This is a genomic window from Scrofimicrobium canadense, from assembly GCF_009696615.1.
Classification (GTDB): Bacteria; Actinomycetota; Actinomycetes; order Actinomycetales; family Actinomycetaceae; genus Scrofimicrobium; species Scrofimicrobium canadense.
Genome location: NZ_VULO01000016.1, coordinates 18,283 through 42,410, shown reverse-complemented (window position 1 = coordinate 42,410; position 24,128 = coordinate 18,283). Strand labels below are relative to the sequence as shown.

Genomic DNA, 24,128 nt, shown 5'->3' with positions numbered 1-24,128 from the left:
CCCCCAGAGATGAGCATTCTCGACACCATCGGCATCATCGGCGAAATGCTGTCCTGGATCGGCGCAATCATCGGCATCCCCTTCCTGGTCGCAGCGCTCATCATCACCGCCATCGACGGTCCTCGCACCCCAACGAACGTCACCGTCGTCGAGGACCTCGATCAGCAGCGGATCGCGATATGGAACGTGAAGGAACGCACCTATACCCGCCCCCTCACATCCCGCGATGATCTTCGCAACCACGATTCGACCACCGTCACCGGATACGTTCCCGAACGCCGGCCCGACCGACTCCACCTGCACAAACGCCCCCCGGAACGTCTCTGCCGCACCCTCGCAATCACCATGCTCAGCACAGCAGCAGTAGGATTCCTCGCATCTCTCCTCCCGATGGTCTGGTGACCTTACCTCGGCGCAAGCTGCACACAAACTGTTCAACGTGAGGTAGCCGTTAGGGTTCTGGCAAGCGTCATAGGATCTGTTCCCACCCACGATTTTTTCTGGCAGTCCAGGCGCGGACACCAGAAACGATGCTTACGCCACACCAGTCGCATGGGTTTGCCGTAGACCGGCAGATCAATATAAGAGACTTCAACGCGGTCCTTGACCCACGCCCGGCCCCCACAACCAGGACACAGTGGGTCTTTCACTATCTGCCAAACCCGCAGATACTGGACCGCCCGATCACGTCGATACTCCAGAACACGAGTATCTTTCAAACTCACCAAAGCCTGAAGAATCAACGTAGGATCAGACACAGTGAAGGTGTTTCTATTATCTTTTCGTTTCACACCTAAAAGTATGAAACACCTTCACACCCCACCAAAGTCCGAAGAGCCCCATTAGGTCGCCTTCTCATAAGAAAACTTTAACATGTCGGTGCAATTGTCGGTGCAGTTTCAACCACATCTCACATATTCGCACTTCAACCAGGGTATTTGTGGAGCTGAGGGGACTCGAACCCCTTACCTCCGCCTTGCAAAGGCGGCGCTCTACCAGGTGAGCTACAGCCCCGTTATGGAGTTATTCGGAGACTGCCTCAGCAGCCTCTTCAACCTTAGCAGCAGCCGCAGCTTCTGCCTCAGCAATCTGAGCATCCACCTCATCGGTGATCTGCGCCCAGAGTTCTTCCGATTCCCGCATGTCTTGCGCCGCACGACGCACAATGAGGGCTACGCCAGCAACAGCAGCTCCGACAAGGGCGATGGTCAAAAGCTTCTTCACGGCGCCTCCTACATTCTTCTCACACGGACAATCTGCCACAAGCGATACGATACCGCATGTGGGCAGTGGGCCTAGCTGGGCTCGAACCAGCGACCTCAGTCTTATCAGGACTGCGCTCTAACCAACTGAGCTATAGGCCCGGGGTGCGGATTTAGCCTACCTGACTGGAGGTATCTGCACCAAAACAGAGAATAGGTAATAGCTCACTCATCCATCAAAGTGACGCGAATTCCGCCCACCATAACGGCAACGAGGTTGTACAACAAGGACATCAAGGTAGCTAAAGCAGTAAATATCACAATGTTAGCTACACCAAGAATGATGGAATACGAAATCACGCGAGGAAGGCGGACATACTCCAGCAAGCTGAGGAATTGCTCGGCACCAATTTTGATAAGAAAATCTTCCATAGTGCCGAAAACATTCATTCCGTCAAGGACATGCCACAGCACAATTGTTGCAACGACTGTGATGATTCCCACTGCTACTGCTAGTAGAAATCCAATCTTCAATACTGACCACGGATCAACACGAGTGACGGTTAGGTCAACACGGCGCGGTTGATCGACTTCGACTGTAGTGATCTCCTGGTCACTCATCGTCGTTCTCCTGTTCATCGCCCGAGTCCCGTGTTATCGCGATTACTCGGTCTTCTTTATCTGGTTTAGCGAAAATCACACCTTTGGTATTTCGACCAGTGGAGCGAACATCCCCAGCACTTACCCTCACCAGTTTGCCACTTTCTGTAATGACAAGAACATCTTCTTCAATTTCTGTCACCAGGGCACCAACGAGAGCCCCGCGCTCTTCGTCAAGATTTGCCACCTTGATACCCAGTCCACCACGACCTTGAATACGATATTCAGACAATGGCGTGCGTTTTGCATAGCCACCCTCCGTAACAATGAGGAGGTCAGCTTCGGGACGTACCACTTCCATGGTGAGGAGTTCGTCATCGTCGCGGAACCGCATTCCAGTGACACCTGAAGTTGAGCGACCCATTGGGCGCAGTTGTTCATCACTTGCTTGGAAGCGAATAGACATGCCTTGTTTTGAAACCAAAATGACGTCGTCTTCAGCGTTAACAATCGCTGCGGAAACAACTTCATCGGGATTGCCATGTGCATCTTCGCGCAGGTTGATCGCAATGATGCCCGCTTGCCGAGGCGAATCATAGTCAGCCAAACGAGATTTCTTTACTAAACCTGACTTGGTCGCAAGGACAAGATAGTCAGCCTGCTTGTAGTCGTGGATGGTCATCACTTGTGCGATTTGTTCTCCCGGTTGGAATGGAAGAATATTTGCCACATGTTGACCTTTGGCGTCACGTGCCCCTTCGGGAAGCTGATAGGCCTTTGCGCGGTAGACGCGACCCAAATTGGTAAAGAAAAGCAGCCAATCATGAGTCGAGGTGACGAAGAAGTGGTTAACTGCGTCATCTCCACGCAGCTGAGCTCCGCGTACACCTTTACCACCGCGCTTTTGCGCACGGTATTGGTCTTCTCTAGTCCGCTTTGTATATCCTTCACGCGTGATTGTGACGACTACTTGTTCTTCAGGTACAAGGTCTTCCATCGACATTTCCCCTTCGAAGGGGACGATGGTCGTACGTCGATCGTCACCAAATTTGTCAGTGATCTCCGTGAGCTCTTCGGAAATAATCCGCCGTTGCCGCCCAGGGGTGGCCAAAATGTCTTCTAAGTCGAGTACTCGCGCTTTGATCTCAGCATGCTCATCTAAAATCTTTTGACGTTCCAGTGCTGCCAGACGTCGCAACTGCATTGCCAAAATTGCATTTGCTTGAATTTCATCAATGGCGAGTAGCTGCATTAATCCCGTGCGGGCATCATCGACCGTAGGTGAACGCCGAATAAGAGCAATCACCTCGTCAAGAGCATCGAGAGCCTTGAGATACCCGTCAAGAATATGAAGCCGTTCGCGTGCTTTCGCCAAACGGAATTGCGTGCGGCGAACAACAACATCAATCTGATGTTTGACCCAATAGTGGACAAAACCATCCAGAGACAACGTCCTGGGAACTCCATCAACCAATGCCAGCATGTTAGCCGGGAATGATTCCTGTAATGACGTGCGTCGATATAGATTATTGAGCACTACTTGCGCGACGGCATCCCGTTTCAAGACGATAATGAGTCGCTGCCCATTGCGACCAGAAGTCTCATCGCGAATGTCGGCAATCCCTTGGACTTGACCGGTTCGCGTTAACTCGGCAATCTTAGCTGTCAGATTATCGGGGTTTACCTGGTAGGGCAGCTTCTTTATGACAAGACATTGACGTCCGTGGAGCTCTTCGACGTCAACAATTGCTCGTTGAATAATGCCGCCGCGTCCAGTCCTATACACCTGTTCAATACCGCGCCGACCAAGAATAGTCGCACCGGTTGGGAAGTCTGGGCCTTTGATGCGCTCCATTAGCGCTTCTAGTAGCTCTTCTCTTGTGGCCTCCGGATTATCGAGATACCACTGTACGCCTTCAGTAACCTCACGAAGATTGTGAGGTGGGATGCGTGTCGCCATACCAACGGCAATACCTTCAGATCCATTGACCAGGAGGTTGGGGAAGCGTGCTGGCAAGACGGTGGGTTCTTGGGAACGTCCATCATAATTGTCTTGGAAATCAACGGTTTGCTCATCAATGCCGCGCACCATTTCCACAGCCAACGGTGCCATTTTACATTCAGTGTAACGCGCGGCAGCAGGCCCCAAATTACCTGGTGAACCGAAGTTTCCTTGCCCATCGACTAAAGGGTAACGAAGTGACCACCACTGGACGAGGCGTGCCAGCGCATCGTAAACGGAACTATCACCATGGGGGTGATAATGCGCCAGAACATCACCAACGACGCGCATGCATTTGTAGTATCCAGCATCGGGGCGATAACCACCGTCATACATTGCATAAAGGATGCGCCTATGCACAGGCTTGAGTCCATCACGAACATCAGGAAGAGCGCGGCCCACAATCACGCTCATCGCATAGTCAAGGTATGACCGCTGCATTTCCGACTCAAGATCTACAGGATCAACGCGGCCTTCGCCGACAACAATGGCTCCTTCTTCAACGGCCTCAGTAGCAGCATCGGCAACCGCTTCAGCAGTCTCAGACGCAATCAGTTCGTTATCTGGGTTCTCTTCACTCATTGCTTCTACCCTCTATGCGTCAATGAAGCGGACGTCTTGAGCATTACGCTGAATAAAGGAACGACGCGCTTCAACATCGTCCCCCATCAAAACTGTGAAAGTCTCATCAGCAGCGGCAGCCTCGCCAACTTCTACTTGTTTGAGTAGACGCGCATCGGGATTCATTGTTGTATCCCATAGCTCTTGATCATTCATTTCGCCTAAGCCTTTGTAACGCTGAATTGGATTGACCTTTGGCAGTCGCCACCCTTTTTCAAGGCCTTCAGCTAGAGCTTCATCACGTTGTTGATCAGAGTAGACGAATTCGTGTGGCGCATTGCTCCAACGAATACGATATAGCGGCGGTGTGGCCAGGTAAATATGTCCTTCTTCAACTAGTTGCTTCATATAACGGAAGAAGAATGTCATTAATAGAGTCGCAATATGCTGGCCATCAACGTCAGCATCAGCCATAAGAATGACTTTTCCATAGCGGAGTTTTCCACGATCAAATTCTTCGCCAATACCGGTACCTAATGCACCAATGAGGGCTTGAATAGTCTCAGAATTCATTGCCCGGTCGATGCGCGCCTTTTCCACATTAAGAATTTTTCCACGCAAAGGAAGAATAGCCTGAACATCAGGATTTCTTCCCATTACCGCCGAACCTCCAGCAGAGTCACCCTCTACGATGAATAGTTCACACACATCTGCATCTGATGAGGAACAATCATGGAGTTTCGATGGCATTGCCACTGAGTCCAATGCTGTCTTCCGACGTGTGGCCTCGCGGGCTTTACGAGCAGCAACACGCGCCTGTTGAGCGGCCATACCTTTGCCAACGATCGCTCGCGCTTCAGCTGGGTGAGCATCAAGCCAGTCCCCTAGAAGTTTATATGTTTGACTTTGCACAAACGTTCTAGCTTCAGTGTTACCTAGCTTCGTTTTTGTCTGCCCTTCAAACTGCGGCTCTGTGAGTTTGACAGACAAGACTGCTGTAAGTCCTTCACGCACGTCATCGCCAATGAGGTTATCGTCTTTTTCTTTCAAAAGAGATTTTTCGCGGGCATACTTGTTGATAACCGTGGTAAGAGCAGTGCGGAATCCCTCTTCGTGAGTTCCACCTTCAGTGGTGTTGATGGTGTTGGCATATGTGTGAATAGTTTCCGAATATGCCTCGGTCCACCGCATAGCTAACTCTAGGGACAATGTACCTTCATCATTTTCGTTCTCAATGGAGATAATGTCTTCGTTGATTGGCGTTACGCGCTTCGTAGTATCAAGGTATTGCACATAGTCCCGCAACCCATTTTCGTAGCAATACGTTACCGCACGGAATTCTTCCTCCGGCTCCTCACGACTTTCACCGGTGATCTCATCCCCGGCAGTACTTTGCCCCGGGCGTTGATCTGTAAGAGTGATCCGCAGTCCTTTATTGAGGAATGCCATTTGTTGGAACCGTTGCCGCAGCGTCTCGAAACTAAAATCTACGGTCTCGAAGATTTCTGGGTCGGGCCAAAAAGTCTGTGAAGTACCTGTCTCTTCAGTTTCTTCTTCTTTGACGAGCGGGGAAATAGGGTGTCCGCCATTGGCAAATGACATTCTCCACGCGTATCCCTGACGTTTGACGGTAGTGTCGACGCGTTTAGAGAGCGCATTAACAACAGAGATACCGACCCCGTGAAGGCCACCTGAGACGGCATAGCCGCCACCACCAAATTTTCCACCTGCGTGCAGAATCGTCATCACTACTTCGACGGTGGGCTTACCTTCCGAGGGATGTAGATCAACGGGAATACCACGACCATTATCCTCTACACGAACTCCACCGTCGGGCAGAATCGTTACTTCAATATGGTCGCAGTATCCGGCCAACGCCTCGTCAACAGAGTTGTCGACGACTTCGTAAACCAGGTGGTGCAAGCCGCGCTCTCCGGTAGAACCGATATACATGCCCGGGCGCTTCCTAACCGCTTCCAAGCCCTCCAACACCGTAATGTCAGACGCTTCATAGTGGTCATTTGTGGCCATGCGATTGCCCTCCTGTCCAAGACACCTATTCTACCAAAAACTCGCAATCAAAACCTGAGCTCAGATTGCCGTCGACCTGCACTTTTGATCAAAAAAGAGGTGACCTACCTTACAGTCATCCATAGGTATCGCGCGGTCCTCGACCCTTCACTGAATACATGCCATGCTTCCACGAGGGTGACTGTGGTCCATGAATGACTACTTGAGGAGATTGCCCTGATCCCACCGTCTCTGCAATCCGACGCTCGATTTGTGGTAATAAAAGCCTCAACTGTTTTGACCACGCAGTCGAATCTGCGTGGATGTGTAGTTTACCTTCTTCTATCGATGTCACACTACAATGACGTGCCACCTGCGGACCTACAATTTCAGGCCAACGTGCAATCACAGTTCCCAGCGATAGCGGTTCTTGCCATTGACGCGATTGAGCGAGAGAACCTATTACGTTACCGAGAGCACGTGGATGTGACCAAAGAACGCCTCGTGACCGTGGAAAACCTGGAGGAGGTGCCCAGCCAGTATTCGCAGACCCTAAGTCGTTGTCTTTTCCTGGATTATCGCGCTTGCTTACTCTCGTTATGCGGGTAGTTGATCGAAATTGTCCTGCAGTAGCCTCAACCATTCGTTGATATGTCTGAGAGATAAAATCGTCTTCACTTTCCAATCTGACTGCCCTCCTCCGCACTCCAGGTGATTTCTATGCGATCACTCTCCATAAGGTGCGGGAGATCCTCCTCAACAGCTGCCGTCACAAAAACTTGATCGAAGTCTGCCATGCGTGAAGCCAACGCTAGCCGCCTTCGCGAGTCCAACTCGGCAAAGACATCATCGAGAATGAGTATTGGCGGAGCATCCTCTGTAGAAAGCACTTGTGCTTGGGCAAGGCGAAGGGCCAACACAGATGACCAGGTTTCACCATGACTGGCAAAACCTTTAGCGGGTAACCCATCGACATATACATCAAAGTCGTCAAGGTGAGCTCCTACAAGATTCTGTCGCCTTCTTATTTCTTCATCGCGATTGTTCTCTATGCTGTGGCGGTACAGGTGACGCATGGAGTCAACCATGTCAGTGAGGTCCGGCATGTGCCCATCTTCGATATGGGGGACTGTATCAGGAATCTCACCGAGTTTTGAACGAAACTCCATGGTCGCAGTCTTTGTGTCATCAGCGACGTGACCATAAGCCTGACTGAGTATCGGAGCCATAGACGCGACGAATGAAATTCTGTGCGCAGCTACTTGAGCACTGAGTTCCACCAGAGACTCATCCCAGACATCAAGCATGTCACTGCCAAGAAACGATGCATTCTTCAATGCTGCTGCCCTTTGAGCCAGAACCTTGTCGAGATCACGTTTCATACTCGAATAGGCTGGCTTCATCTGCATAAGTGCCGTATCAAGAAATCGCCTACGTCCTGAAGGATCACCTCGAATGATTTGAACGTCCTCTGGTGCAAATGTCACCGTGCGCAAATACCCGACAATCTCACGGGGGGCCACCATTGCCCGGTTTATCCGAGCACGATTAGCTCCTCCAGAAACCAATTCGACTTCAAGAAGATTTTCTCTACCGTCATTGACCCTGGCACGAATTACTGCTGCTGACTGTCCCTGCCTAACTAGTGCTTTCTCACTGGAAACTCGGTGAGACGAAAGGGTTGAAAGATACCCAAGGGCCTCGACAATGTTAGTTTTACCTCGACCATTTCTCCCATGAAATACCGTTACACCAGGAGAAAACTCTACTACCAGCGTATGGTATGACCGGTAGTTATCAAGTGCTAACGCTGATACATACAAGCCTAAACACCATATTGTATTGGCATCAGAAGGTAACGGAAAGCCCGGTCGGGTTGTTCTTCTAATGAAACCTGCCCTTGAACAACAGCAGCTTTCTTTGGATCGGTAAAACCAAAGTTCACAAAATCAGTATCTGTAACCGCCAATCCTTCCTGAAGATACTGAGGATTGAATGCTGTGAGAAGATCTTCGCACTCGGTATGCATTTCGACAGATTCGCGCGCTGCAGCAACATCGCCTTGACCGGCCTCAAGATGAAGTGCACCGTCAGTGAAATGTAACCGGATCGAAGTCTTACGTTCTGCAACGAGGGATACACGACGTACAGCTTCAAGAAGCTCTTGCCTATTGCAGGCATAAGTCAAAGGTGTTTCTTCCGGGAAGAGTTTCATTACTGGCGGATAGTCACCATCCATGAGGACAGACGTTGCCTGTCGGGATCCAGCACTAAAACCTATGAGTGATGATCTTCCCGGTTCCTGGCCATCACTAAGGTGAAGAGAAGTATTCCCACCCCCCGCCATCGATTTTGCGACATCAGCAAGGACTTTCGATTTGACGAGGATAATCGACTGAAGATCAGGAGAAACAGGTTCCCATTCAACTTCACGCAGTGCCAGACGATAACGGTCAGTGGCAAGAAGTGTAATTTTGTTGCCGTCAATCATCACTTGAATGCCAGTAAGAAGTGGTATTGCTTCATCTTTCGATGCGGCAATCACAACTTGCTGAATGGCTCGAGCGAACTCTTGAGCATCAATAGTCCCCAACTCTTCTGGAAGTGGAGGAAAGGTTGGGTAGTCATCCAGCGACATTGTTGAAAGATTAAAACTTGCGTTTCCGCATGTAAGAACCACATGTGAACCATCAACATTGAGGCTCACATCCCTGTTTGGCAGTGACCGCGTGATTTCAGAAAGAAGTTTCCCAGAAACCAGTGCCTCGCCGCTGGACTCAATATCCACGGGTATTTCTGCTCGCGCTGAAACTTCACGATCAAATGTTGAGAGTTGAAGAATCCCATCATGTGCAGATAGCTTCACTCCGGCGAGGATTGGAACAGGTGGGCGTGCAGGTAAAGCACGGACTGCCCATTGCACAGCCTCAGATAGCGCGTCACGAGCAGCTTTAATCTTCATTCCCTGATGTGAGGTCTCAAACAATGGTGACTCCTTCTCGCTCTGGGTCTAACTCTACATTGATGGCTGTAAGTGTGTTGCAGCCCCACATTTCACTGATGTGCGGGTCCACAGGAAACTTCTAATGAATAAGTTAGTCATAGTAGTAGGGGGTGTGGAGACTGTGGATACTTTGAGTTTACGCAGTTCGATGTGCGAATTGAATTGGGTACAGCCTGTGGAGGGAGTGGGTAAGAACGCTGAGGATCTGTGAATCTGAAAAAACGTGACTGAAACGAGTTCACAAAAAGTTCTCCATAATCCCCAGCGACACGCCGTCTATACACAACGAATTCACACGTGCTGTGAATTTAGTTGCCACGAGCCTTATTTTTTATGCGGTTGGTCAGTTCAGTGACGTGATTGAAAGTCTCCCTGCGCTCTGCCATAAGGCCCGTGATTTTCTTGTTCGCGTGCATGACAGTGGTGTGGTCGCGCCCACCGAATGTTTCGCCGATCCTGGGAAGGGAAAGGTCTGTGAGTTCCCTGCATAGATACATGGCAATTTGTCGCGCTTCAACCATTGTTCGTGACCGATCAGTACTGCATAGCTGGTCCATCGTCACGCCAAAATAGGCGGCAGTTTGTCCCATGATGAGCGCAGCAGTAATCTCTTGGTCTTCGGGATCTGAAATGATGTCTTTGAGGACCATCGTTGCTAACTGAAGATCAATGGGGTTACCAGTGAGGTTTGCGAAGGCAGTTACTCGCAGCATTGATCCTTCAAGCTCACGAATGTTTGCTGAGATTCGTGAGGCGATGAACTCCAGTACTTCCGGGGGGACTTCAATGTTTTCTGCAGCAGCTTTCTTTTGCAAGATGGCAATGCGTGTTTCCAAATCTGGTGGTTGTACATCTGTTAAGAGACCCCACTCAAAACGTGAACGCAAACGGTCTTCAAATCCCGATAGATGTTTGGGAGGCAGGTCGGAAGTAATCACTACCTGTTTGTTTGCATTGTGGAGGGTATTGAAGGTGTGGAAAAATTCTTCGACGGTCTGCTCTTTGCCCTGAATGAACTGAATGTCATCAATGAGAAGAATATCGACTTGACGGTATTTACGTTGAAACTCTTCCGTGCGATCCTCACGAATAGCGTTGATGAAATCGTTGGTGAATTCCTCTGAGTTAACGTACCGCACTCCTAAATGGGGGTAGAGAGAAAGTGCGTAATGGCCGATTGCATGGAGTAGGTGAGTTTTACCAAGGCCAGAGCCACCATAGATAAAGAGAGGGTTGTAGGCTTTGGCAGGAGCTTCCGCTACGGCAACAGCTGCAGCGTGGGCAAAACGGTTGGAAGGACCAATGACATAGGTGTCGAAGAGATACTTCGGATTGAGCTGTGTCGTTTCAGCAGTGTCGATGGAAAAAGTACCGGGAGTAGAAGGTGATTGCGTAGGCGGCTGTGCGAGAGGTATTTCTGGGACTGCTTGCGGCTGAGGTTCTTCTTCGAGAGAGGAATCAACGGTGACTGCAATTCGTAAATTCCTACTCAAAAAATTTTGAAGAGCTGCAGTGAGTTCGCCAGAAAGCCTATTTTCGATGAAACTTTTGGTGAATTCATTGGGAACAGCGAGAAGAATGGTGCCTTCGATATCCCCTAAAGGCTTGGTATTCGCCAAAAAAGCCGCGTGTGCGGGGCCGACTGAGGAAGGGTCCAGACTATCGAGGGCCTGATGCCAGGCCTCAGTCAAAGGAATGTCGGCCATATGCTCCGGATGCTCCTGTGATTGCCAGTGATTTTACACACGTTAGATGTTGATAAGTCTTGCCTAGCTTACCTCTTTTTGAGTTCAATCCCCACCCTGGGGCTAAACCTGTGGAAATCCTTCGATGTAGTTACACTGTTGTTATTTCAAGGATTTTCCCTTATCTGTTGCGCATTGTTCATGTTAGTTATCCACCGACGTTGTGGAAAACCCACAAGTGTGGGGATTACTTATCCACAGATATGTGCACAGTTGGGGATATCCGACGAAATCGGTTGTCGTTGGTGATGACATTGACCGCTGAACCATGTGCCGATAGTCTTTGTGGGCATATGTGAACGAGGAGATCTGTCGTGACTAAGCGTACATACCAACCGAATAACCGCCGTCGCCATAAGGTGCACGGCTTCCGTCTGCGCATGCGTACGCGTGCGGGCCGCGCGGTTTTAGCGAACCGTCGCAGCAAAGGCCGTTCCCGTATCGCTGTCTAGATAGCGGTGCTTAGTCGCCTAAATCGTATGGTGGACGGTCAAGATTTTGGCCGCTCCATGCGATGTGGCGTCAAATGTGGAAATGGTCTGTTGACTATTGCAATCGCCGTACCCGATGAGGGTGCGGCGATTAGCGTATCTCCTTTGGTAGGTTTCACTATTTCTAAGAGAGAAATTCCATTGGCGGTAGATCGCAACCGAGTTAAAAGACGGTTACGGCACCTGATGCGTGAGCGCCTTGATCGGTTGCCATCGGGCAGCAAGGTTGTGGTACTGGCGCGATCTAGAGCATCATCCGCGTCGTATACATGTTTGGCGAAGGCAGTGGATGAACTCCTTGGCCGGGCAATAGAGAAACTTGGTGACAAATAGTGAGCGGGTGGGTAAGCCAACTGCTTATATATCCGGTCGTCTTATACCAGAAGTACATTTCGCCCGGGCTGCCGCGGCGTTGTCGTTATTATCCAACGTGTTCGGACTATGCTGTGCAAGCTTTGAAGCGACACGGACCGATGAAGGGGATTCTTTTGGCTACGTGGCGCATACTTCGTTGCAACCCCTGGTCAAAAGGCGGTGTTGACCATGTCCCGAGTAAAGGAATGTGGCATGCACCGAAGTGGGTCCCCCCGCCGGACTGGGTTGGCTATGATCTGTCGGAGGAAGAACCATGATTTCCCAAATTGGGGCGATTGGTAGCTTCCGGTCTAAAGTATGAAAGGCGAATGGCGCCTTAAGGAGAGAGGTTCCCTTAGTGGACTTTGTGGATAAGTATCTTCACTGGATTATTGTTGCGTTTGCCTGGATCTGGATGAAGATTCACGATTTTGTCGTATTCATCGGCTTAGGTTCGGGCGGTGCTGGATGGGTAGTATCCATCGTCATACTCACGCTGCTTATTCGTGCTGCAATTATTCCTCTCTATATCAAGCAGATACGCTCGACTAGAGGCATGCAGGCAATTCAGCCTCAGTTACAAAAGCTTCAAGCCAAGTACAAAGGAAAGACTGACGTTGCATCGAGGCAGCGTCAAAGCGAAGAGATGATGGCTCTGTACAAAAAAGCAGGGACATCACCGTATTCATCTTGTCTACCGATGCTGGTGCAAATGCCGGTACTCTTTGCCCTCTATCGCGTCATTTTTGCGGTAGTCGCGCTTCATAGCGGAACCTATCTGTATCCTAATTTGGGGCCACTGGACACTGAGGTTGCCACAAATATTTACAATTCAGACTTCTTGGGTGTTTCTCTTTTTGACACACTGACAACAACCCCGGGTGCACTCAAACTTGTCTTCGTATTCCTAATTCTAGTGATGGTAACTTTCCAATTCCTCACTATGCGTATGTCGACGACAAAGAACATGCCTGCTGCGTCGGATCCGAATAATCCTATGGTTCGTTCGCAAAAGATGATGATGTATCTGATGCCAGCGATGTTTGTTTTTACGGGGCTTGTCTTCATGATGGCCCTTCTTATCTATATGGTGACAACAACTGTATTTTCTTGGGCGCAGCAGTTGTGGGTTATCAAAGTACTTCCAACGCCAGGTTCTCCTGCATACAAAGAATTGGTGGAGAAGAGAGAGAAAAAGTACCAGGCGTGGGCTAAACCTTTCTTTGAGCAATATCAGTCAGCGAGTGCAGAGTTAGTAAAAGACTCCCCTGAGTTGCTGGAATTACAAGAGAAGACTTTGGTTGAAGTTAAGTCAAAGGCCAAACGTGACCATGTGGACCAGAATTTTCCTGAGTCTTGGACTGCGGCTGATCAACTAGGTATCTACCGCAATCTAGCTGTCGAGCCGTGGAAAACATTGCCTGACAAAGAGTGGATGAAAGGTATTGCTGCAGCGCGTGTCGCGCAAAAGAATAGTTCATCTCGTCAAGCACGTCAGCCAAAGAAATTGACGCGTGAGCAGCGGGCCCGCAGAGCCGAGTTGGAACGGCGTAGTGTCGAGGAACAGGCCAAGGCTGAGGCGCGTGCTGCGAAAAAGGAGCAACGGAAGGCCTCTAAGCCGGGCGCTAATCTAACCCCTGAAGAAATTGAGAAACGACGTCAAGCACGGCGAGCTCAACAAAGAAAGCGTGGGAACCCAGGCAAGGGTTCTAAAGGTAAGAACTGAGGAACTATGAGCGATAAGGAACGCATTAAACAGCTTGAAGAAGAAGGCGACCTTGCTGCAGATTATCTAGAAGAGTTGCTAGATATAGCTGACATGGAAGGCGATATCGAGATAGATGTAGAGAACGACAGGGCATCGGTGGCTGTAATCGCAGATCGTCCCGGTACTAGTTTATCCAGGTTAGTAGGCGAAGAAGGTGAGGTACTTGATGCACTACAAGAACTCACCCGCCTGGCGGTGCAGAACTCCACCGGTGAACGTACTCGACTGATGCTGGATATTGACGGATATAGGGTTTCACGGAAAGCTGAACTGCGGGGGGTCGCAGAAGAGGCGATCGCACGCGTGAGAGCTCACGGTGAAAACGTAAAGCTTGACCCGATGAATCCTTTTGAGCGGAAGGTGTGCCACGATGTGGTAGCCGAAGCAGGACTAGTGTCTGAGTCAGAAGGCGTCGAACCATCACGATGCGTTGTTATCTTGGCTCCGGTCGAAGCCAGTGAGTGAAGAAGCAACGGAAGCTGTCCACTCCCTCTTCAGAACTGGGTTTCCAGCGGTTGAGCATTTTGCTCACATGCTATCTGAAGAGGGAGAGGAACGAGGGCTCATAGGACCTCGCGAAGTTTCTCGTATCTGGTCGAGGCATATCGTTAACTGTGCGGCACTTCTTCCATATCTGCCAGCTAAAGGTAGTGTTCTCGATGTTGGTTCGGGCGCGGGACTTCCTGGGATTGTTATAGCGTGCGCTCGCCCCGACTTAGAAGTATTTTTGGTCGAGGCGATGGAACGTCGCTGCCAGTGGCTCGACGAGGTACGAAGCGAGATTGGGCTCGATAACGTGGAGATTATGTGCGCACGTTCCGAAGATCTTAAAGGAAAAATCCGCGCCGATGTAGTCACAGCTCGAGCCGTGGCGAGTCTCGATAAGCTGATTCGACTAACGTCGAAGTTGATTGCCCCGCACGGGCGGTTACTCGCACTCAAAGGAAAGAGGGCGACCGAAGAAGTTGAGAGAGCGGCAACGGAACTTCGCCGCTATCATTTGGATGCATCTGTACATGAAGTGGTGTCGGTTCTCGATGGGGAATCCACCTATGTCGTTGAGTGTTCGCGTGTATCAAGTTAGTCGTCGGTAGATACGATTAGACTACACATGGAAGAGGTGAAGAATTGTCGAATTCAGCTAGTACACCGTTAGCTACGGAGTTAGCACGAAACAATAGTCGGCTTGCACAGCTTGATAACGCTGTGTTCCCTCGTCCATTGAACACCACTGTCATCGCGGTAAGTAATCAAAAGGGTGGCGTTGGGAAGACTACGACCGCAGTTAATCTAGCGGCCGGTCTCGCAGCAGGAGGGCTACAGGTTCTCGTCATAGACGTGGACCCGCAAGGAAATGCCTCAACCGCGCTTGGTATAGAACATGTGTCAGGCGTTCCTTCAACCTATGATGTCCTGGTAGGTGAGGAAGCCTTAGAAGACATTATTGTCCGATCTCCCGAGCATCAAGGGCTTTTCGTCTGTCCTGCCACGATCGACTTAGCTGGTGCCGAAGTAGAACTGGCAGGTCGGGTAGGGCGTGAATATCTTCTAGCAAATGCGGTGGAAGATCATATTCGGAACGGGCGTCAGTTCGACATAATTCTTATTGATTGTCCACCTTCACTGGGCCTTCTTACTGTCAACGCATTCGTGGCTGCTGATCAGGTGCTAATTCCGGTCCAGACCGAGTATTACGCACTAGAAGGACTGTCGTTGTTGGTCCAGACGGTCGAACGTATACGCGAAAGCCTTAATCCGCGCCTATCTGTAGCGTCATTACTATTGACAATGGTTGATGGTCGAACTCGGTTGAGCGCTGAGGTCGCTCATGAAGTGCGCGAACATTTTCCTCAGCAGGTCTTTGATACTGAAATACCCAGGTCAGTTCGCATCTCGGAAGCTCCCAGTTACGGGCAGACTGTAATCGCGTACGATCCTCGAGGTACGGGTACAGTGGCGTACCGTGAAGCAGCGCTAGAATTAGCAAAGCGCCTAGGAGATGAAAAGTGACGGCAAAGAGTAAGCCTCGAAAGGGACTAGGCCGAGGACTGGGCGCTCTAATTCCACCGGCTTCTGAAAAGCCAGTAGATGTCCTCATTCCGGATCGTTTAGGTAAAAATGCTTCTGGGTTAGAAGGCGGGTCAGCCCGAGAGTTACTTAATCCTCAACGCAATGTTTCACGTGAAACATCAAACGAGAATGTTTCACGTGAAACAACAGAGTTAGTTGAAGTTCCTGGGGCAACATTCGTTGCACTACCTATCGAGAAGATTGTCGCGAATGCAAAACAACCTAGGCAAGTATTCGAGCAATCGGACATCGATCAACTTGCCGCGTCTATTCGCGAAGTTGGCGTCTTACAACCAATCGTCGTACGCCCCATAGACCAGGATAGTTATGAGCTTGTCATGGGTGAACGCCGTCTTCGCGCGGTACAAGTTGCGGGATTGGATGAGATTCCAGCTATCGTTCGGGAAGTAGAAGATGAAGACTTACTGCGGGATGCCCTCCTAGAAAACCTTCATCGTGTCCAACTGAATCCACTTGAAGAAGCGGCTGCATATCAACAACTTCTACGTGACTTTGGATGTACACAGGAACAATTGTCCGATCGGATAGCTAGGTCTCGTCCGCAAATCGCTAATACGCTGAGGCTATTGAAACTGCCTGCGAGCGTGCAGCAACGAGTCGCCGCAGGGATAATCTCTGCAGGTCATGCTCGGGCAATTCTTAGCCTTGATTCTCCAGAACAGATGGAAGTGTTGACTCAGCGGGTTGTTACCGAGGGCATATCGGTGAGAGGCACCGAAGAGCTCGCTCGGCTAATGAAAGATGGCGATGGAGCAAAACGGAGAGGCCAAAATGAACGAAAGCCTCCCTCAGCATTCGCATTACAGGTGGCTAATGCGATAGCTGATCGTTTGGATACTTCAGTTACCGTCACTGAAGGAAAGAAACGGGGGAAAATTACCATTACCTTTGCGGACGAAGAAGATTTAGCAAGAATTACAGAAATTCTTTCAGGTACTGTTAGCCAATAGCGTTAGGGTTACGTCTGTGATTATTGCCGACTGCTGGCGCCTTGCGCACAGAACACCACGCCGGTCAGGTGCACTCGCACATCGTACGATTGGTGTAATTCAACAAAGTCTTCTTCCCTGTTGGCATGGTAGCGTCGCACTTAACGAGATGTGAATTTGGGGAAGGTGGCATACCGATAGCACATTTGGTATGCCACCTTCCTATCTCACAAGATTGATATGACGACGTGTAAAAAACTATCGATTTGGTCCGCCGTGCCATAGTATATCTTCGGCCCCAATCCTAGAAGTTATGGCGCGATAGATGGCACTTGTGGGGTGTTAGACACGAAATGGAGAAATAGGAACGCCCCAACGAAAATACTCTTGCCAGGTGAAAACTGCTTCAAAATAGTCGGAGTGCGACCCCGGATATCACTTTTGTTAGTTCTCTTGGAGCGGCTCCACATTGGCCGGTGTCCCGTGGGGAGATCGATAGTATAAATATGCTGGAGCATAGATACTTCGCGGAACATGGGTGCCCTACCTAAGAGAATTCGATCACCTGTGTCTGGGAAATCGAGCAGTACACCAGGGTCTTAGAAACTCACCTGTGAGCTTGGTTGGTTAAGCACACAGTTTCACGGGCAAACGGCCCTGGTTCGGGGATAGTCATGGTAGGGAATCTTTGAGAATCGTCAGGACTGAGTCCTTCAAGGCTAGCCTGTTCAGCACGTATGTCGAGAGTGGGGAGGGGATCTCTGCAATCACTTTCGGCAATTCGAGGGCGAAAGCACGAACGGAGGACACTGGGCCGAAGTCCACCCATATCACGCACCTGATTATCTCTGGATGTCGATCGACAATGACACTGACCGGAGCATTAGCACCGCCGTGCGCTACGAGGACAATGTCTCCGCCTTGGGCGCCGACCATCGCCTATATGGCGGCACTCTGTTCTTCCAGAGTTTCGTTTGTGCGGTTTGGGTCCTCTTTATCGCGACCTGGTAGCGTCATTGCGATCACGTGCAGTCCAGAACACGCGAGGCACTCAATGACCTTGTCTCAGGATCACGCCCCCAAGCCAATGGCCTGCAAGTATGATCGCCGCCTGAGGCAACCGCGCTATTGATAGCCGTTGCTGTGTCGCTGAGAAATGGAGCCCATACTCTCTTTGCGTCCACTGGAGGGCGTTGGTACCTTATCGCTTGGTGTCGTCTACGATCCGCAGTTAGTTGGTTTGCCATTGTGCGGGTGCGAAAGGCTGTCATTACGATGGAGCCCTATTCAGCTCACACAATTCAAGAGATAGGTGTTCCACCGCCACATGCTAAAAGCATAGTGGGCCTAGAGTAATCAGTTACCGAAAACTACCTCTTGAGGAGGCGGATCAGGCACACATCAGGCTTGTTCCTCCAACCATCGACCAGCATCCAGAGCAGCCTTACATCCCGACCCGGCTGCGGTAATTGCTTGACGATAAATGTGATCGACGACGTCACCGCAAGCAAAAACACCGTCAAGCGATGTACCGGTCCGGGGTTCATCAACCGAAATATAGCCATCCGGAGTCAATTGCAGTTGGTCCTTAACGAGGTCTGTTCGCGGCAGATGTCCGATTGCTACGAACACTCCGTCTACTGGAAGAACCGAAGTCTCATCGGTCTCGGTATCACGAAGTTTCACGCCCGTCACCGAATCGGACCCTTCTATGGATTCAACAATGGAGTTCCACACAAAATCGATTTTGTCGTTAGCAAAAGCTCTATCCTGCATGACTTTGGACGCACGAAGCTGGTCACGTCGATGTACGATAGTCACTTTCGAAGCAAATCGTGTAAGAAATGTAGCCTCTTCTATTGCCGAGTCGCCTCCACCGATGACAGCTAGGTGTTTTTCCTTAAAAAAGAACCCATCACATGTCGCACAGTAAGAGACACCTCGCCCAGAAAGAAGGTCCTCGCCAGGAACATTGAGGTGTTTGTATGCTGAGCCGGTAGCAAGAATGACAGACTGTGTTTCTAAGATCGAGTTGTCGAGGTGTATACGTTTGATAGACCCCTCCAATTCCAGCTTATTGGCATCCTCGAAAATCACCTCAGTTCCGAATGCTTCGGCTTGAGCTTGAAGATTCGCCATGAGGTCAGGGCCATCAATACCGGAAGGGAAACCTGGAAAGTTTTCTACCAGTGTCGTTGTCATGAGAGCGCCACCGGCATCGATTGCTCCCGCAACAACCACTGGTTTAAACCCGGCCCTAGCTGCATAAATAGCAGACGTATAGCCAGCGGGTCCTGAACCGACAATGACGAGTTGGTGAAGATCAGACATATGCACTCTTTCAGTTGATCGTTAGTGAAGATACCTTAGCGCGGGGGACTCCCTCATCATCAATAGGCATACGTGTGAAATTGATACCCAATGAAGACAAGGTTGCAGGCTCGGGAAGTTTAATGACGGTGCGTTCAGTGATCGCTGCGGTCGCTAGAACATCTCCTGCACGAGGATTTCCGTCTTGGGCGGCGCGTAGGACCACTTCACCTTCTCCAGATCCGCCAATGAAATCGAGCACGACTTCTGAGACTTTAGCTTCTTCAGTAAAGTTTACGAGCAGTGAGACGGTATTGTCTTCCGAAAACTGATTTGCATCGTAGTAGCGTGAATACCATAGGGTCTCTGGATCTCCGTCGGTGAGTGCCCCTGAGAGCTCTGGGTGATCGCTACCATCATCATTCCAGGAGAAGACTTCGATAGTAGAGATAACTGGCGTACCGGCTTCCGGCTCTGGAGGTGCTGGAGGTGCTGGCTCTTCGCCAGATTGCGAGTCACTTTGCTGAGACTGCTGCGATTCGCTCTGTTCTATTGCGCCAAGAAGCGAGCCACCAGCCGGAGCCCCCAGTGTCCTTACCGCAAAGATCAATGCGATTACGACAAGGACCGCACCGAAAACCAAAGATATGGCGGTGGGGTTGAAGCGGTTATCGGATGACTGGAGAGTAGATGTCGGTGTCAAAGCGGATCCTCTTGCATGTGGACTCTGGTTCACATCGTACTCGGTCTGGGGGGCCCGTGTGGGAGTGATGGGCCTGGGGAAACTTCCGGTCGCAGTTGGATCCTGACTTCCCATTGCACGCGAGAGGGTTTGGTGAGCTTGCTCTTCAGCCATAATCTCTTCCCAGGAAGGCGGGGGAGTAAGAGCTCCAGCTGCGTAAGCATTGATTCCAGCGTCGGAAATTGTCTGTAATTGGGAGGTGAGGGCTTCAGGCTCTTCGAGATTTTCGTCGGTAACGCCAGACGCTGGCGTCGGCTCATTGGCTGGAGTGCTTGGCCCCTTACCCAGCCGGTCGCGAATCTGCTCAGTGACAGCGCGTGATCCCTCTGGGTCTAAGAGGCGCAAAATGAGCAGAAAAATCACAGTGACTACGACAGCGACCATCACTAGACGCCATGACGCCCCGAAAAAACGTGACAGTGTTCCCGAACTGGTACTGAATGGAGAAACTAACCGCAATAAAAGCCGACCACAGACCGCCGAGCCGACGAAAGCGAAGAAGTAGAGAAGATACGAGGCAATCAAACGGCCGGCGCTGATGGCGCGAACACGCTTCGCCGTCCAGATGATCGCAATGAATCCTTGGACAACGCGGCACACCGTTTCAGCCGCTGCTGCGCCGATAGTCCACCATTGGGCATCGGCAGTGAAGTAAATAGTCCATCCAACGATGAGTTGGAGAGCGGTCGGCACGATACCCATGAGGAATACGGGCTTGGCATCTTCGAACGCAAAGAACACTCTTTGAGAAATGATGACTATGCCAGTCGAGGGAACGCCTAAGAGCAGGGCTATCAATACAGGAGCGTAAATAGCCGCAGCCTCAGGGCCCTGGCTGGGCATCACCATCTGCATCATGGGAACGGCTCCGGCCATGAGGACAGCTACTGCCAACATAGAAAGCATCGTGATCAGACGAACGCCGGTGTGATAGTCCTGGGCTACCGCCTTGAAATTACGATTTGCAACATTATTTGCCAGCCGGGTAAAGATAGCAGTGGCTAATGTGACTGCTATCAAAGACTGCGGAACCATATAGATCATGAACGACATGTTGTATGCAGGAGTTCCAGCAACCGCCACTCCGGTACCCTCAGACCACATATCTGCTGCGCCATTGAGATTACTTGTGGAAAGGACCCCTAACTGGCTGACCATGAGAGTCGCAAAGGTCCATCCCGCAACCTTTGATGCAGAGCCAAAGTCGGTACCTCTAAAGTGAAAATCAAGGCGTAGTTTTACCCCTGATGCGCGAAGAGGTATCACCAAACATAAAGCTTGCGCAATAACGCCTAATGTTGCTGAGCCTGCAATAACCCATATTTGCGCTGAAGTGAATCCCTCTGGGGGTAGCGTCTCACCTGAAGGACCCCACGTCATTAAGAAAGCACCTAAACCGGCAATACCCACGATGTTGTTCACTACCGGTGCCCACATATACGGGCCGAAAATCCCCCTGGCATTGAGAATTTCTCCAAAGAGGTTGTATACCCCGTAGAAGAAGATTTGAGGTAGGCACCATAGAGCGAAAGTAATCGCCAGCGCGCGGATTGATCCGCCGTATTGTGCACTAGTAATACTGATCAGAAGGGGTGCTCCGATCATAGTCAATACGGTAATTCCGAAAAGTATAGTGCCAGCTAAGGTGATGAGCTTGTTGAGGTATTCGCTTCCTCCACGGCGCCTGAGTGCCCGAATGATTTGTGGAACCAAAATTGCGTCAAGGATACCGGCGGCAAGCAGGTTATATACCGTATTCGGAAGAGTGTTGGCTACCTGGAAGGCTGCTGCTGCACCCGCGGTACTCCCTAAGGCCGCGATGAGAAGGGCAGAGCGAATAAAACCAAGTAACCGGGACACTAGGGTTCCTGAGGCCATGAGAGCTGAGGAACGTAGTAGAGACTGTTGTTTCGGTTGAAGTATGCCCTCGTCATCGGGCGAGGCGGCATCGGTCATTGATTATCTCCCACAGGTTTGCGACGCTTGATAATAGTGCGGGCCAGCCCAAATACGAATAACGCCCCAAAGACCGACAAGGCGATGATTGTCCACGTATCCTCCCAATCAGCGCGAACTCGTACGCTCACCACTTCAGAATCATCCAAGACTACGCCTGCCGCTGTTGCGACTTCCACCGCAACTTCCACATCTCCATAACCTACCGCCGTAATAGGTATTTGCACCTCTACCTGCTCTCTTGCGGGGACTTGAATATACGCGGGCTTTTTCGATTGAAGACGAGGATCGCTGGGCCGTAAAGCTACGCGAAGTGAGATTTCGGTATCTCCCTTATTCATTACCGATACGGGAAAATTTGCCGAACTGTTGACGACATTAACTGTTCCTAAAGGAACAACGTCAATAATATCGACGAAAGCATGGAGCTCACGCAGGGCCGCCGATACCAGTTTTTCTCGGTCGCCAAGACTCAAATCATATGCAGTTGGAGCCAAAACCTTCGGTAGGTAGGCGTCCAGTGCGGAGACACCTAGAGGAGTTGCCTCTGCCACGGAGCGGGCTTGAGAATAATGCTCTGACAGGGGGGAGAGTATGTGTGCAGCGGCCAAGGCATCGTCACCGATCGACGGAAGTATCCCACGTTCAACAATTGACAATGGAGAGTCAAGAACAGCTTGGAAAGAAACTGGAGTTATCCACGAGCCATCTAGTAGAGCCCTCACTCGGTGCAAAGCGGTGCCGGTATCTGGCTTGTTAACAACCATGAATAATGTACGTTGATCTTCAGGGTCTTCCAGTCCAACCCATAGAGCTGACGCGCGCAGGCGCTGCCTAATCTGAAGCTCTTCGCTATCAGAGCCCTCGGGCATGTTGAGCAACTCAGCTCCCGGATCCCACTGATCCAAGAGGCTTACTCCATCCACCTCTGTGCGCGAGGTGGGCGTCACCAGGCTTTGTGGCGCGCTCCATGAAGGAGGTGCTACCCACACTTGTTCTGGCAGTGCTGATATTGCGTCTATGCTGAATCCCGCCTCGGACGCAAATACAACCGGTATGTCCGAGGGGGAACGTGTTGATAGTGCCAGATCCAGTAAATCCTTTGATCCAGTGGCCGCAAGCAAAGACAAATCAGCATTCTCCATTGGCAATGGTAGATCGGTACCGGTAGGTGTGGGGCTAGCGACGGAAACTCCAGGAAGCGCGGACCACTCCTGGGAGTCCTCGGGGTCCAATGCCACCACATTAATCTGAGTGGAAGGAACTTCCTGTAGGTTATACACCACAAGTGAACGCGCAACCCATGAGGCTCCGTCAGGTCCGGTGAGTTCCACGCTGAGGCCGCGTAAGCCGGACCCATCCGGAATCACGTCTGCCATGATGTCTGCAGGTATGGTGACGTGAACTGAACTAGTCGAATCTGAAGTGGTGATTTGTTCTCGGCTAAGGCTCCCAGCTAGCACTCTCCACCCAGGAAATGTCTCACCAGCAACATATCGCTGGGCATGTTCATCATCGGTGAGGGAGGAATCATAGAGAAAAACTTCGACATCCCAACCTGGGGCGACAGGAAGTGACGATTTCACTGAAATCGTGAGATCTGAACCCCCTGTCCATACTTCTGGGGAGAGTGAGGAAATCTCAATATCGGAAGATTCGGCTGCACTGGCCGTGAACGTTGGGATGCACCAGCCCAATACAAGTACTGCAATGCCGAGGATCCAACCGAAGACGCGCCTCATGGAACCTCCGGGTATAGTAAGCTCAATGCCGTCTCGATCACGCGTCGTTCATTAGGGTAGGCCAAAATGTGTCGCGCTTCCTTCAGCGGGATCCACGCGGCATCTTCAGCTTCGTGGTCAGGATCCAGCTCAGCTGTCACCTCGCCATGAAGATATTCCAGTAAATAGTGGTGAACAGTTTTATGAATACGAGTACGAGGGCTGGAGAACCAATAGTCAATGGAACAAAGGTGGCGAATAGCTCGTCCCGTTACGCCCGCTTCCTCGGCAACTTCTCTTTCTGCTGCTGCAATTGCGGTTTCACCGGCTTCAATGTGTCCCTTGGGTAGACACCATTCAATTGAGCCGGAACGATTTCGCCGGGCGATAACCGCGACATAGGCAATCCCCTCATCAATCCTCACGCATACGCCCCCCGCTGATACCTCCTCCGAGACAGGCAGTCCCCTGCGCACGCGCGTGCGCTTGCGGATGCGCTGCGGTGGCTGCGGGCGCGTCGGCTCCGGACGGGGAAAACTCATGACTACAGCTTAGGTGGACCTGCCGGGCTTTACCCCATTGCGCAGATAGAATTCCCAAGCGGCGTAACTTAGTGGCAATCTTGGAGGTGATGGAAACACT

24 protein-coding genes and 2 tRNA genes are annotated in these 24,128 nt (G+C 50.9%); 10 read left to right on the top strand and 16 right to left on the bottom strand.

Going from position 1 to position 24,128, the window contains the following annotated elements:
* The first annotated feature begins 45 nt into the window (after nt 1-45).
* Nucleotides 46-402, top strand: coding sequence for a hypothetical protein (locus tag FYJ24_RS11665; RefSeq protein WP_154546572.1), 357 nt, complete (start codon nt 46-48; stop codon nt 400-402).
* A 32-nt stretch (nt 403-434) separates the two neighbouring features.
* Here the strand turns inward: FYJ24_RS11665 and FYJ24_RS11660 are convergent, their stop codons facing one another.
* The 11 genes from FYJ24_RS11660 to dnaA form a co-directional block, all read right to left on the bottom strand.
* Entirely contained in the window at nt 435-791 is a 357-nt protein-coding gene (locus FYJ24_RS11660; protein ID WP_154546570.1) for a transposase family protein, read from the bottom strand.
* A 150-nt stretch (nt 792-941) separates the two neighbouring features.
* Nucleotides 942-1,014, bottom strand: a tRNA-Ala gene (locus FYJ24_RS11655).
* A 9-nt stretch (nt 1,015-1,023) separates the two neighbouring features.
* Nucleotides 1,024-1,224, bottom strand: coding sequence for a DLW-39 family protein (locus tag FYJ24_RS11650; RefSeq protein ID WP_206192695.1), 201 nt, complete (start codon nt 1,222-1,224; stop codon nt 1,024-1,026).
* A gap of 66 nt (nt 1,225-1,290) precedes the next feature.
* Nucleotides 1,291-1,364: transfer RNA gene (locus tag FYJ24_RS11645), tRNA-Ile, on the bottom strand.
* 63 nt (nt 1,365-1,427) lie between these two features.
* The gene (locus tag FYJ24_RS11640; protein WP_154546568.1) at nt 1,428-1,823 is read right to left on the bottom strand and encodes a DUF3566 domain-containing protein; all 396 of its coding nucleotides are present in this window, start codon (nt 1,821-1,823) and stop codon (nt 1,428-1,430) included.
* Nucleotides 1,816-4,386, bottom strand: a complete 2,571-nt coding sequence (gene gyrA / locus FYJ24_RS11635; RefSeq protein WP_154546566.1) for a DNA gyrase subunit A — start codon at nt 4,384-4,386, stop codon at nt 1,816-1,818. Before gyrA ends, FYJ24_RS11640 begins: the two co-directional genes overlap by 8 nt.
* Before the next feature lie 12 nt (nt 4,387-4,398).
* On the bottom strand, nt 4,399-6,396 hold the full coding sequence (gene gyrB / locus FYJ24_RS11630; RefSeq protein ID WP_154546564.1) for a DNA topoisomerase (ATP-hydrolyzing) subunit B: 1,998 nt from the start codon (nt 6,394-6,396) through the stop codon (nt 4,399-4,401).
* A gap of 115 nt (nt 6,397-6,511) precedes the next feature.
* The gene (locus tag FYJ24_RS11625) at nt 6,512-7,060 is read right to left on the bottom strand and encodes a DUF721 domain-containing protein (RefSeq protein WP_225872150.1); all 549 of its coding nucleotides are present in this window, start codon (nt 7,058-7,060) and stop codon (nt 6,512-6,514) included.
* A complete protein-coding gene (recF, locus tag FYJ24_RS11620; RefSeq protein WP_154546562.1) occupies nt 7,050-8,198 on the bottom strand; it encodes a DNA replication/repair protein RecF in 1,149 nt (382 codons plus the stop codon). Before recF ends, FYJ24_RS11625 begins: the two co-directional genes overlap by 11 nt.
* 2 nt (nt 8,199-8,200) lie before the next feature.
* Nucleotides 8,201-9,337, bottom strand: a complete 1,137-nt coding sequence (gene dnaN, locus FYJ24_RS11615; protein WP_154546627.1) for a DNA polymerase III subunit beta — start codon at nt 9,335-9,337, stop codon at nt 8,201-8,203.
* Between the two features lie 350 nt (nt 9,338-9,687).
* Nucleotides 9,688-11,085 (bottom strand): chromosomal replication initiator protein DnaA, encoded by a 1,398-nt coding sequence (gene dnaA, locus FYJ24_RS11610; RefSeq protein ID WP_154546560.1) that lies wholly within the window; start codon nt 11,083-11,085, stop codon nt 9,688-9,690.
* Between the two features lie 353 nt (nt 11,086-11,438).
* Between dnaA and rpmH the strand changes: the two genes are divergently transcribed.
* The 8 genes from rpmH (at nt 11,439) to FYJ24_RS11570 (ending at nt 16,778) form a co-directional block, all read left to right on the top strand.
* Nucleotides 11,439-11,576: a 50S ribosomal protein L34 gene (gene rpmH, locus FYJ24_RS11605; protein ID WP_318656693.1), complete on the top strand. Its 138-nt coding sequence runs from the start codon at nt 11,439-11,441 to the stop codon at nt 11,574-11,576.
* 27 nt (nt 11,577-11,603) lie between these two features.
* A complete protein-coding gene (gene rnpA / locus FYJ24_RS11600; protein WP_154546558.1) occupies nt 11,604-11,948 on the top strand; it encodes a ribonuclease P protein component in 345 nt (114 codons plus the stop codon).
* A complete protein-coding gene (gene yidD / locus FYJ24_RS11595; RefSeq protein ID WP_318656691.1) occupies nt 11,948-12,247 on the top strand; it encodes a membrane protein insertion efficiency factor YidD in 300 nt (99 codons plus the stop codon). The genes rnpA and yidD overlap by 1 nt, the downstream gene beginning before the upstream one ends.
* 80 nt (nt 12,248-12,327) lie before the next feature.
* Nucleotides 12,328-13,695, top strand: a complete 1,368-nt coding sequence (yidC, locus tag FYJ24_RS11590) for a membrane protein insertase YidC (RefSeq protein WP_318656690.1) — start codon at nt 12,328-12,330, stop codon at nt 13,693-13,695.
* 6 nt (nt 13,696-13,701) lie between these two features.
* Nucleotides 13,702-14,202: a Jag family protein gene (locus FYJ24_RS11585; protein ID WP_154546556.1), complete on the top strand. Its 501-nt coding sequence runs from the start codon at nt 13,702-13,704 to the stop codon at nt 14,200-14,202.
* On the top strand, nt 14,168-14,821 hold the full coding sequence (rsmG, locus tag FYJ24_RS11580) for a 16S rRNA (guanine(527)-N(7))-methyltransferase RsmG (RefSeq protein WP_154546554.1): 654 nt from the start codon (nt 14,168-14,170) through the stop codon (nt 14,819-14,821). The genes FYJ24_RS11585 and rsmG overlap by 35 nt, the downstream gene beginning before the upstream one ends.
* A 44-nt stretch (nt 14,822-14,865) precedes the next feature.
* Entirely contained in the window at nt 14,866-15,747 is an 882-nt protein-coding gene (locus FYJ24_RS11575; RefSeq protein ID WP_154546552.1) for a ParA family protein, read from the top strand.
* Entirely contained in the window at nt 15,744-16,778 is a 1,035-nt protein-coding gene (locus FYJ24_RS11570) for a ParB/RepB/Spo0J family partition protein (protein WP_318656688.1), read from the top strand. The genes FYJ24_RS11575 and FYJ24_RS11570 overlap by 4 nt, the downstream gene beginning before the upstream one ends.
* Nucleotides 16,779-17,429: 651 nt before the next feature.
* Here FYJ24_RS11570 and FYJ24_RS12705 read toward each other — a convergent pair.
* Nucleotides 17,430-17,693, bottom strand: coding sequence for a hypothetical protein (locus FYJ24_RS12705; RefSeq protein ID WP_206192694.1), 264 nt, complete (start codon nt 17,691-17,693; stop codon nt 17,430-17,432).
* 207 nt (nt 17,694-17,900) lie between these two features.
* On the opposite strand from FYJ24_RS12705, the gene FYJ24_RS13595 reads away from it, so the two are divergent.
* Nucleotides 17,901-18,113: a WYL domain-containing protein gene (locus FYJ24_RS13595; protein WP_404814713.1), complete on the top strand. Its 213-nt coding sequence runs from the start codon at nt 17,901-17,903 to the stop codon at nt 18,111-18,113.
* A gap of 45 nt (nt 18,114-18,158) precedes the next feature.
* Here the strand turns inward: FYJ24_RS13595 and trxB are convergent, their stop codons facing one another.
* Genes trxB through FYJ24_RS11545 form a run of 4 tightly spaced genes read right to left on the bottom strand, consistent with a single transcriptional unit; the run spans nt 18,159 to nt 24,028 of the window.
* Nucleotides 18,159-19,088 carry a thioredoxin-disulfide reductase gene (gene trxB, locus FYJ24_RS11560; RefSeq protein ID WP_154546550.1) on the bottom strand — a complete coding sequence of 310 codons (930 nt, stop codon included), beginning with the start codon at nt 19,086-19,088 and terminating at the stop codon, nt 18,159-18,161.
* Between the two features lie 10 nt (nt 19,089-19,098).
* Nucleotides 19,099-21,765: a murein biosynthesis integral membrane protein MurJ gene (gene murJ / locus FYJ24_RS11555; protein WP_154546548.1), complete on the bottom strand. Its 2,667-nt coding sequence runs from the start codon at nt 21,763-21,765 to the stop codon at nt 19,099-19,101.
* Nucleotides 21,762-23,507: a DUF6049 family protein gene (locus FYJ24_RS11550; protein ID WP_154546546.1), complete on the bottom strand. Its 1,746-nt coding sequence runs from the start codon at nt 23,505-23,507 to the stop codon at nt 21,762-21,764. The genes murJ and FYJ24_RS11550 overlap by 4 nt, the downstream gene beginning before the upstream one ends.
* On the bottom strand, nt 23,504-24,028 hold the full coding sequence (locus FYJ24_RS11545) for an NUDIX hydrolase (RefSeq protein ID WP_154546544.1): 525 nt from the start codon (nt 24,026-24,028) through the stop codon (nt 23,504-23,506). The genes FYJ24_RS11550 and FYJ24_RS11545 overlap by 4 nt, the downstream gene beginning before the upstream one ends.
* Nucleotides 24,029-24,128 lie beyond the last annotated feature (100 nt).

What these genes read in the sequence shown, in the direction of transcription:
- dnaA (WP_154546560.1), bottom strand. Translation starts at nt 11,085, where the DNA reads ATGGCCGACATTCCTTTGACTGAGGCCTGGCATCAGGCCCTCGATAGT.
- FYJ24_RS11665 (WP_154546572.1), top strand. Translation starts at nt 46, where the DNA reads ATGCTGTCCTGGATCGGCGCAATCATCGGCATCCCCTTCCTGGTCGCA.
- rnpA (WP_154546558.1), top strand. Translation starts at nt 11,604, where the DNA reads ATGGTGGACGGTCAAGATTTTGGCCGCTCCATGCGATGTGGCGTCAAA.
- dnaN (WP_154546627.1), bottom strand. Translation starts at nt 9,337, where the DNA reads ATGAAGATTAAAGCTGCTCGTGACGCGCTATCTGAGGCTGTGCAATGG.
- FYJ24_RS11550 (WP_154546546.1), bottom strand. Translation starts at nt 23,507, where the DNA reads ATGAGGCGCGTCTTCGGTTGGATCCTCGGCATTGCAGTACTTGTATTG.
- FYJ24_RS12705 (WP_206192694.1), bottom strand. Translation starts at nt 17,693, where the DNA reads ATGGTCGGCGCCCAAGGCGGAGACATTGTCCTCGTAGCGCACGGCGGT.
- FYJ24_RS11640 (WP_154546568.1), bottom strand. Translation starts at nt 1,823, where the DNA reads ATGAGTGACCAGGAGATCACTACAGTCGAAGTCGATCAACCGCGCCGT.
- FYJ24_RS11545 (WP_154546544.1), bottom strand. Translation starts at nt 24,028, where the DNA reads ATGAGTTTTCCCCGTCCGGAGCCGACGCGCCCGCAGCCACCGCAGCGC.
- trxB (WP_154546550.1), bottom strand. Translation starts at nt 19,088, where the DNA reads ATGTCTGATCTTCACCAACTCGTCATTGTCGGTTCAGGACCCGCTGGC.
- FYJ24_RS11585 (WP_154546556.1), top strand. Translation starts at nt 13,702, where the DNA reads ATGAGCGATAAGGAACGCATTAAACAGCTTGAAGAAGAAGGCGACCTT.
- gyrA (WP_154546566.1), bottom strand. Translation starts at nt 4,386, where the DNA reads ATGAGTGAAGAGAACCCAGATAACGAACTGATTGCGTCTGAGACTGCT.
- gyrB (WP_154546564.1), bottom strand. Translation starts at nt 6,396, where the DNA reads ATGGCCACAAATGACCACTATGAAGCGTCTGACATTACGGTGTTGGAG.
- murJ (WP_154546548.1), bottom strand. Translation starts at nt 21,765, where the DNA reads ATGACCGATGCCGCCTCGCCCGATGACGAGGGCATACTTCAACCGAAA.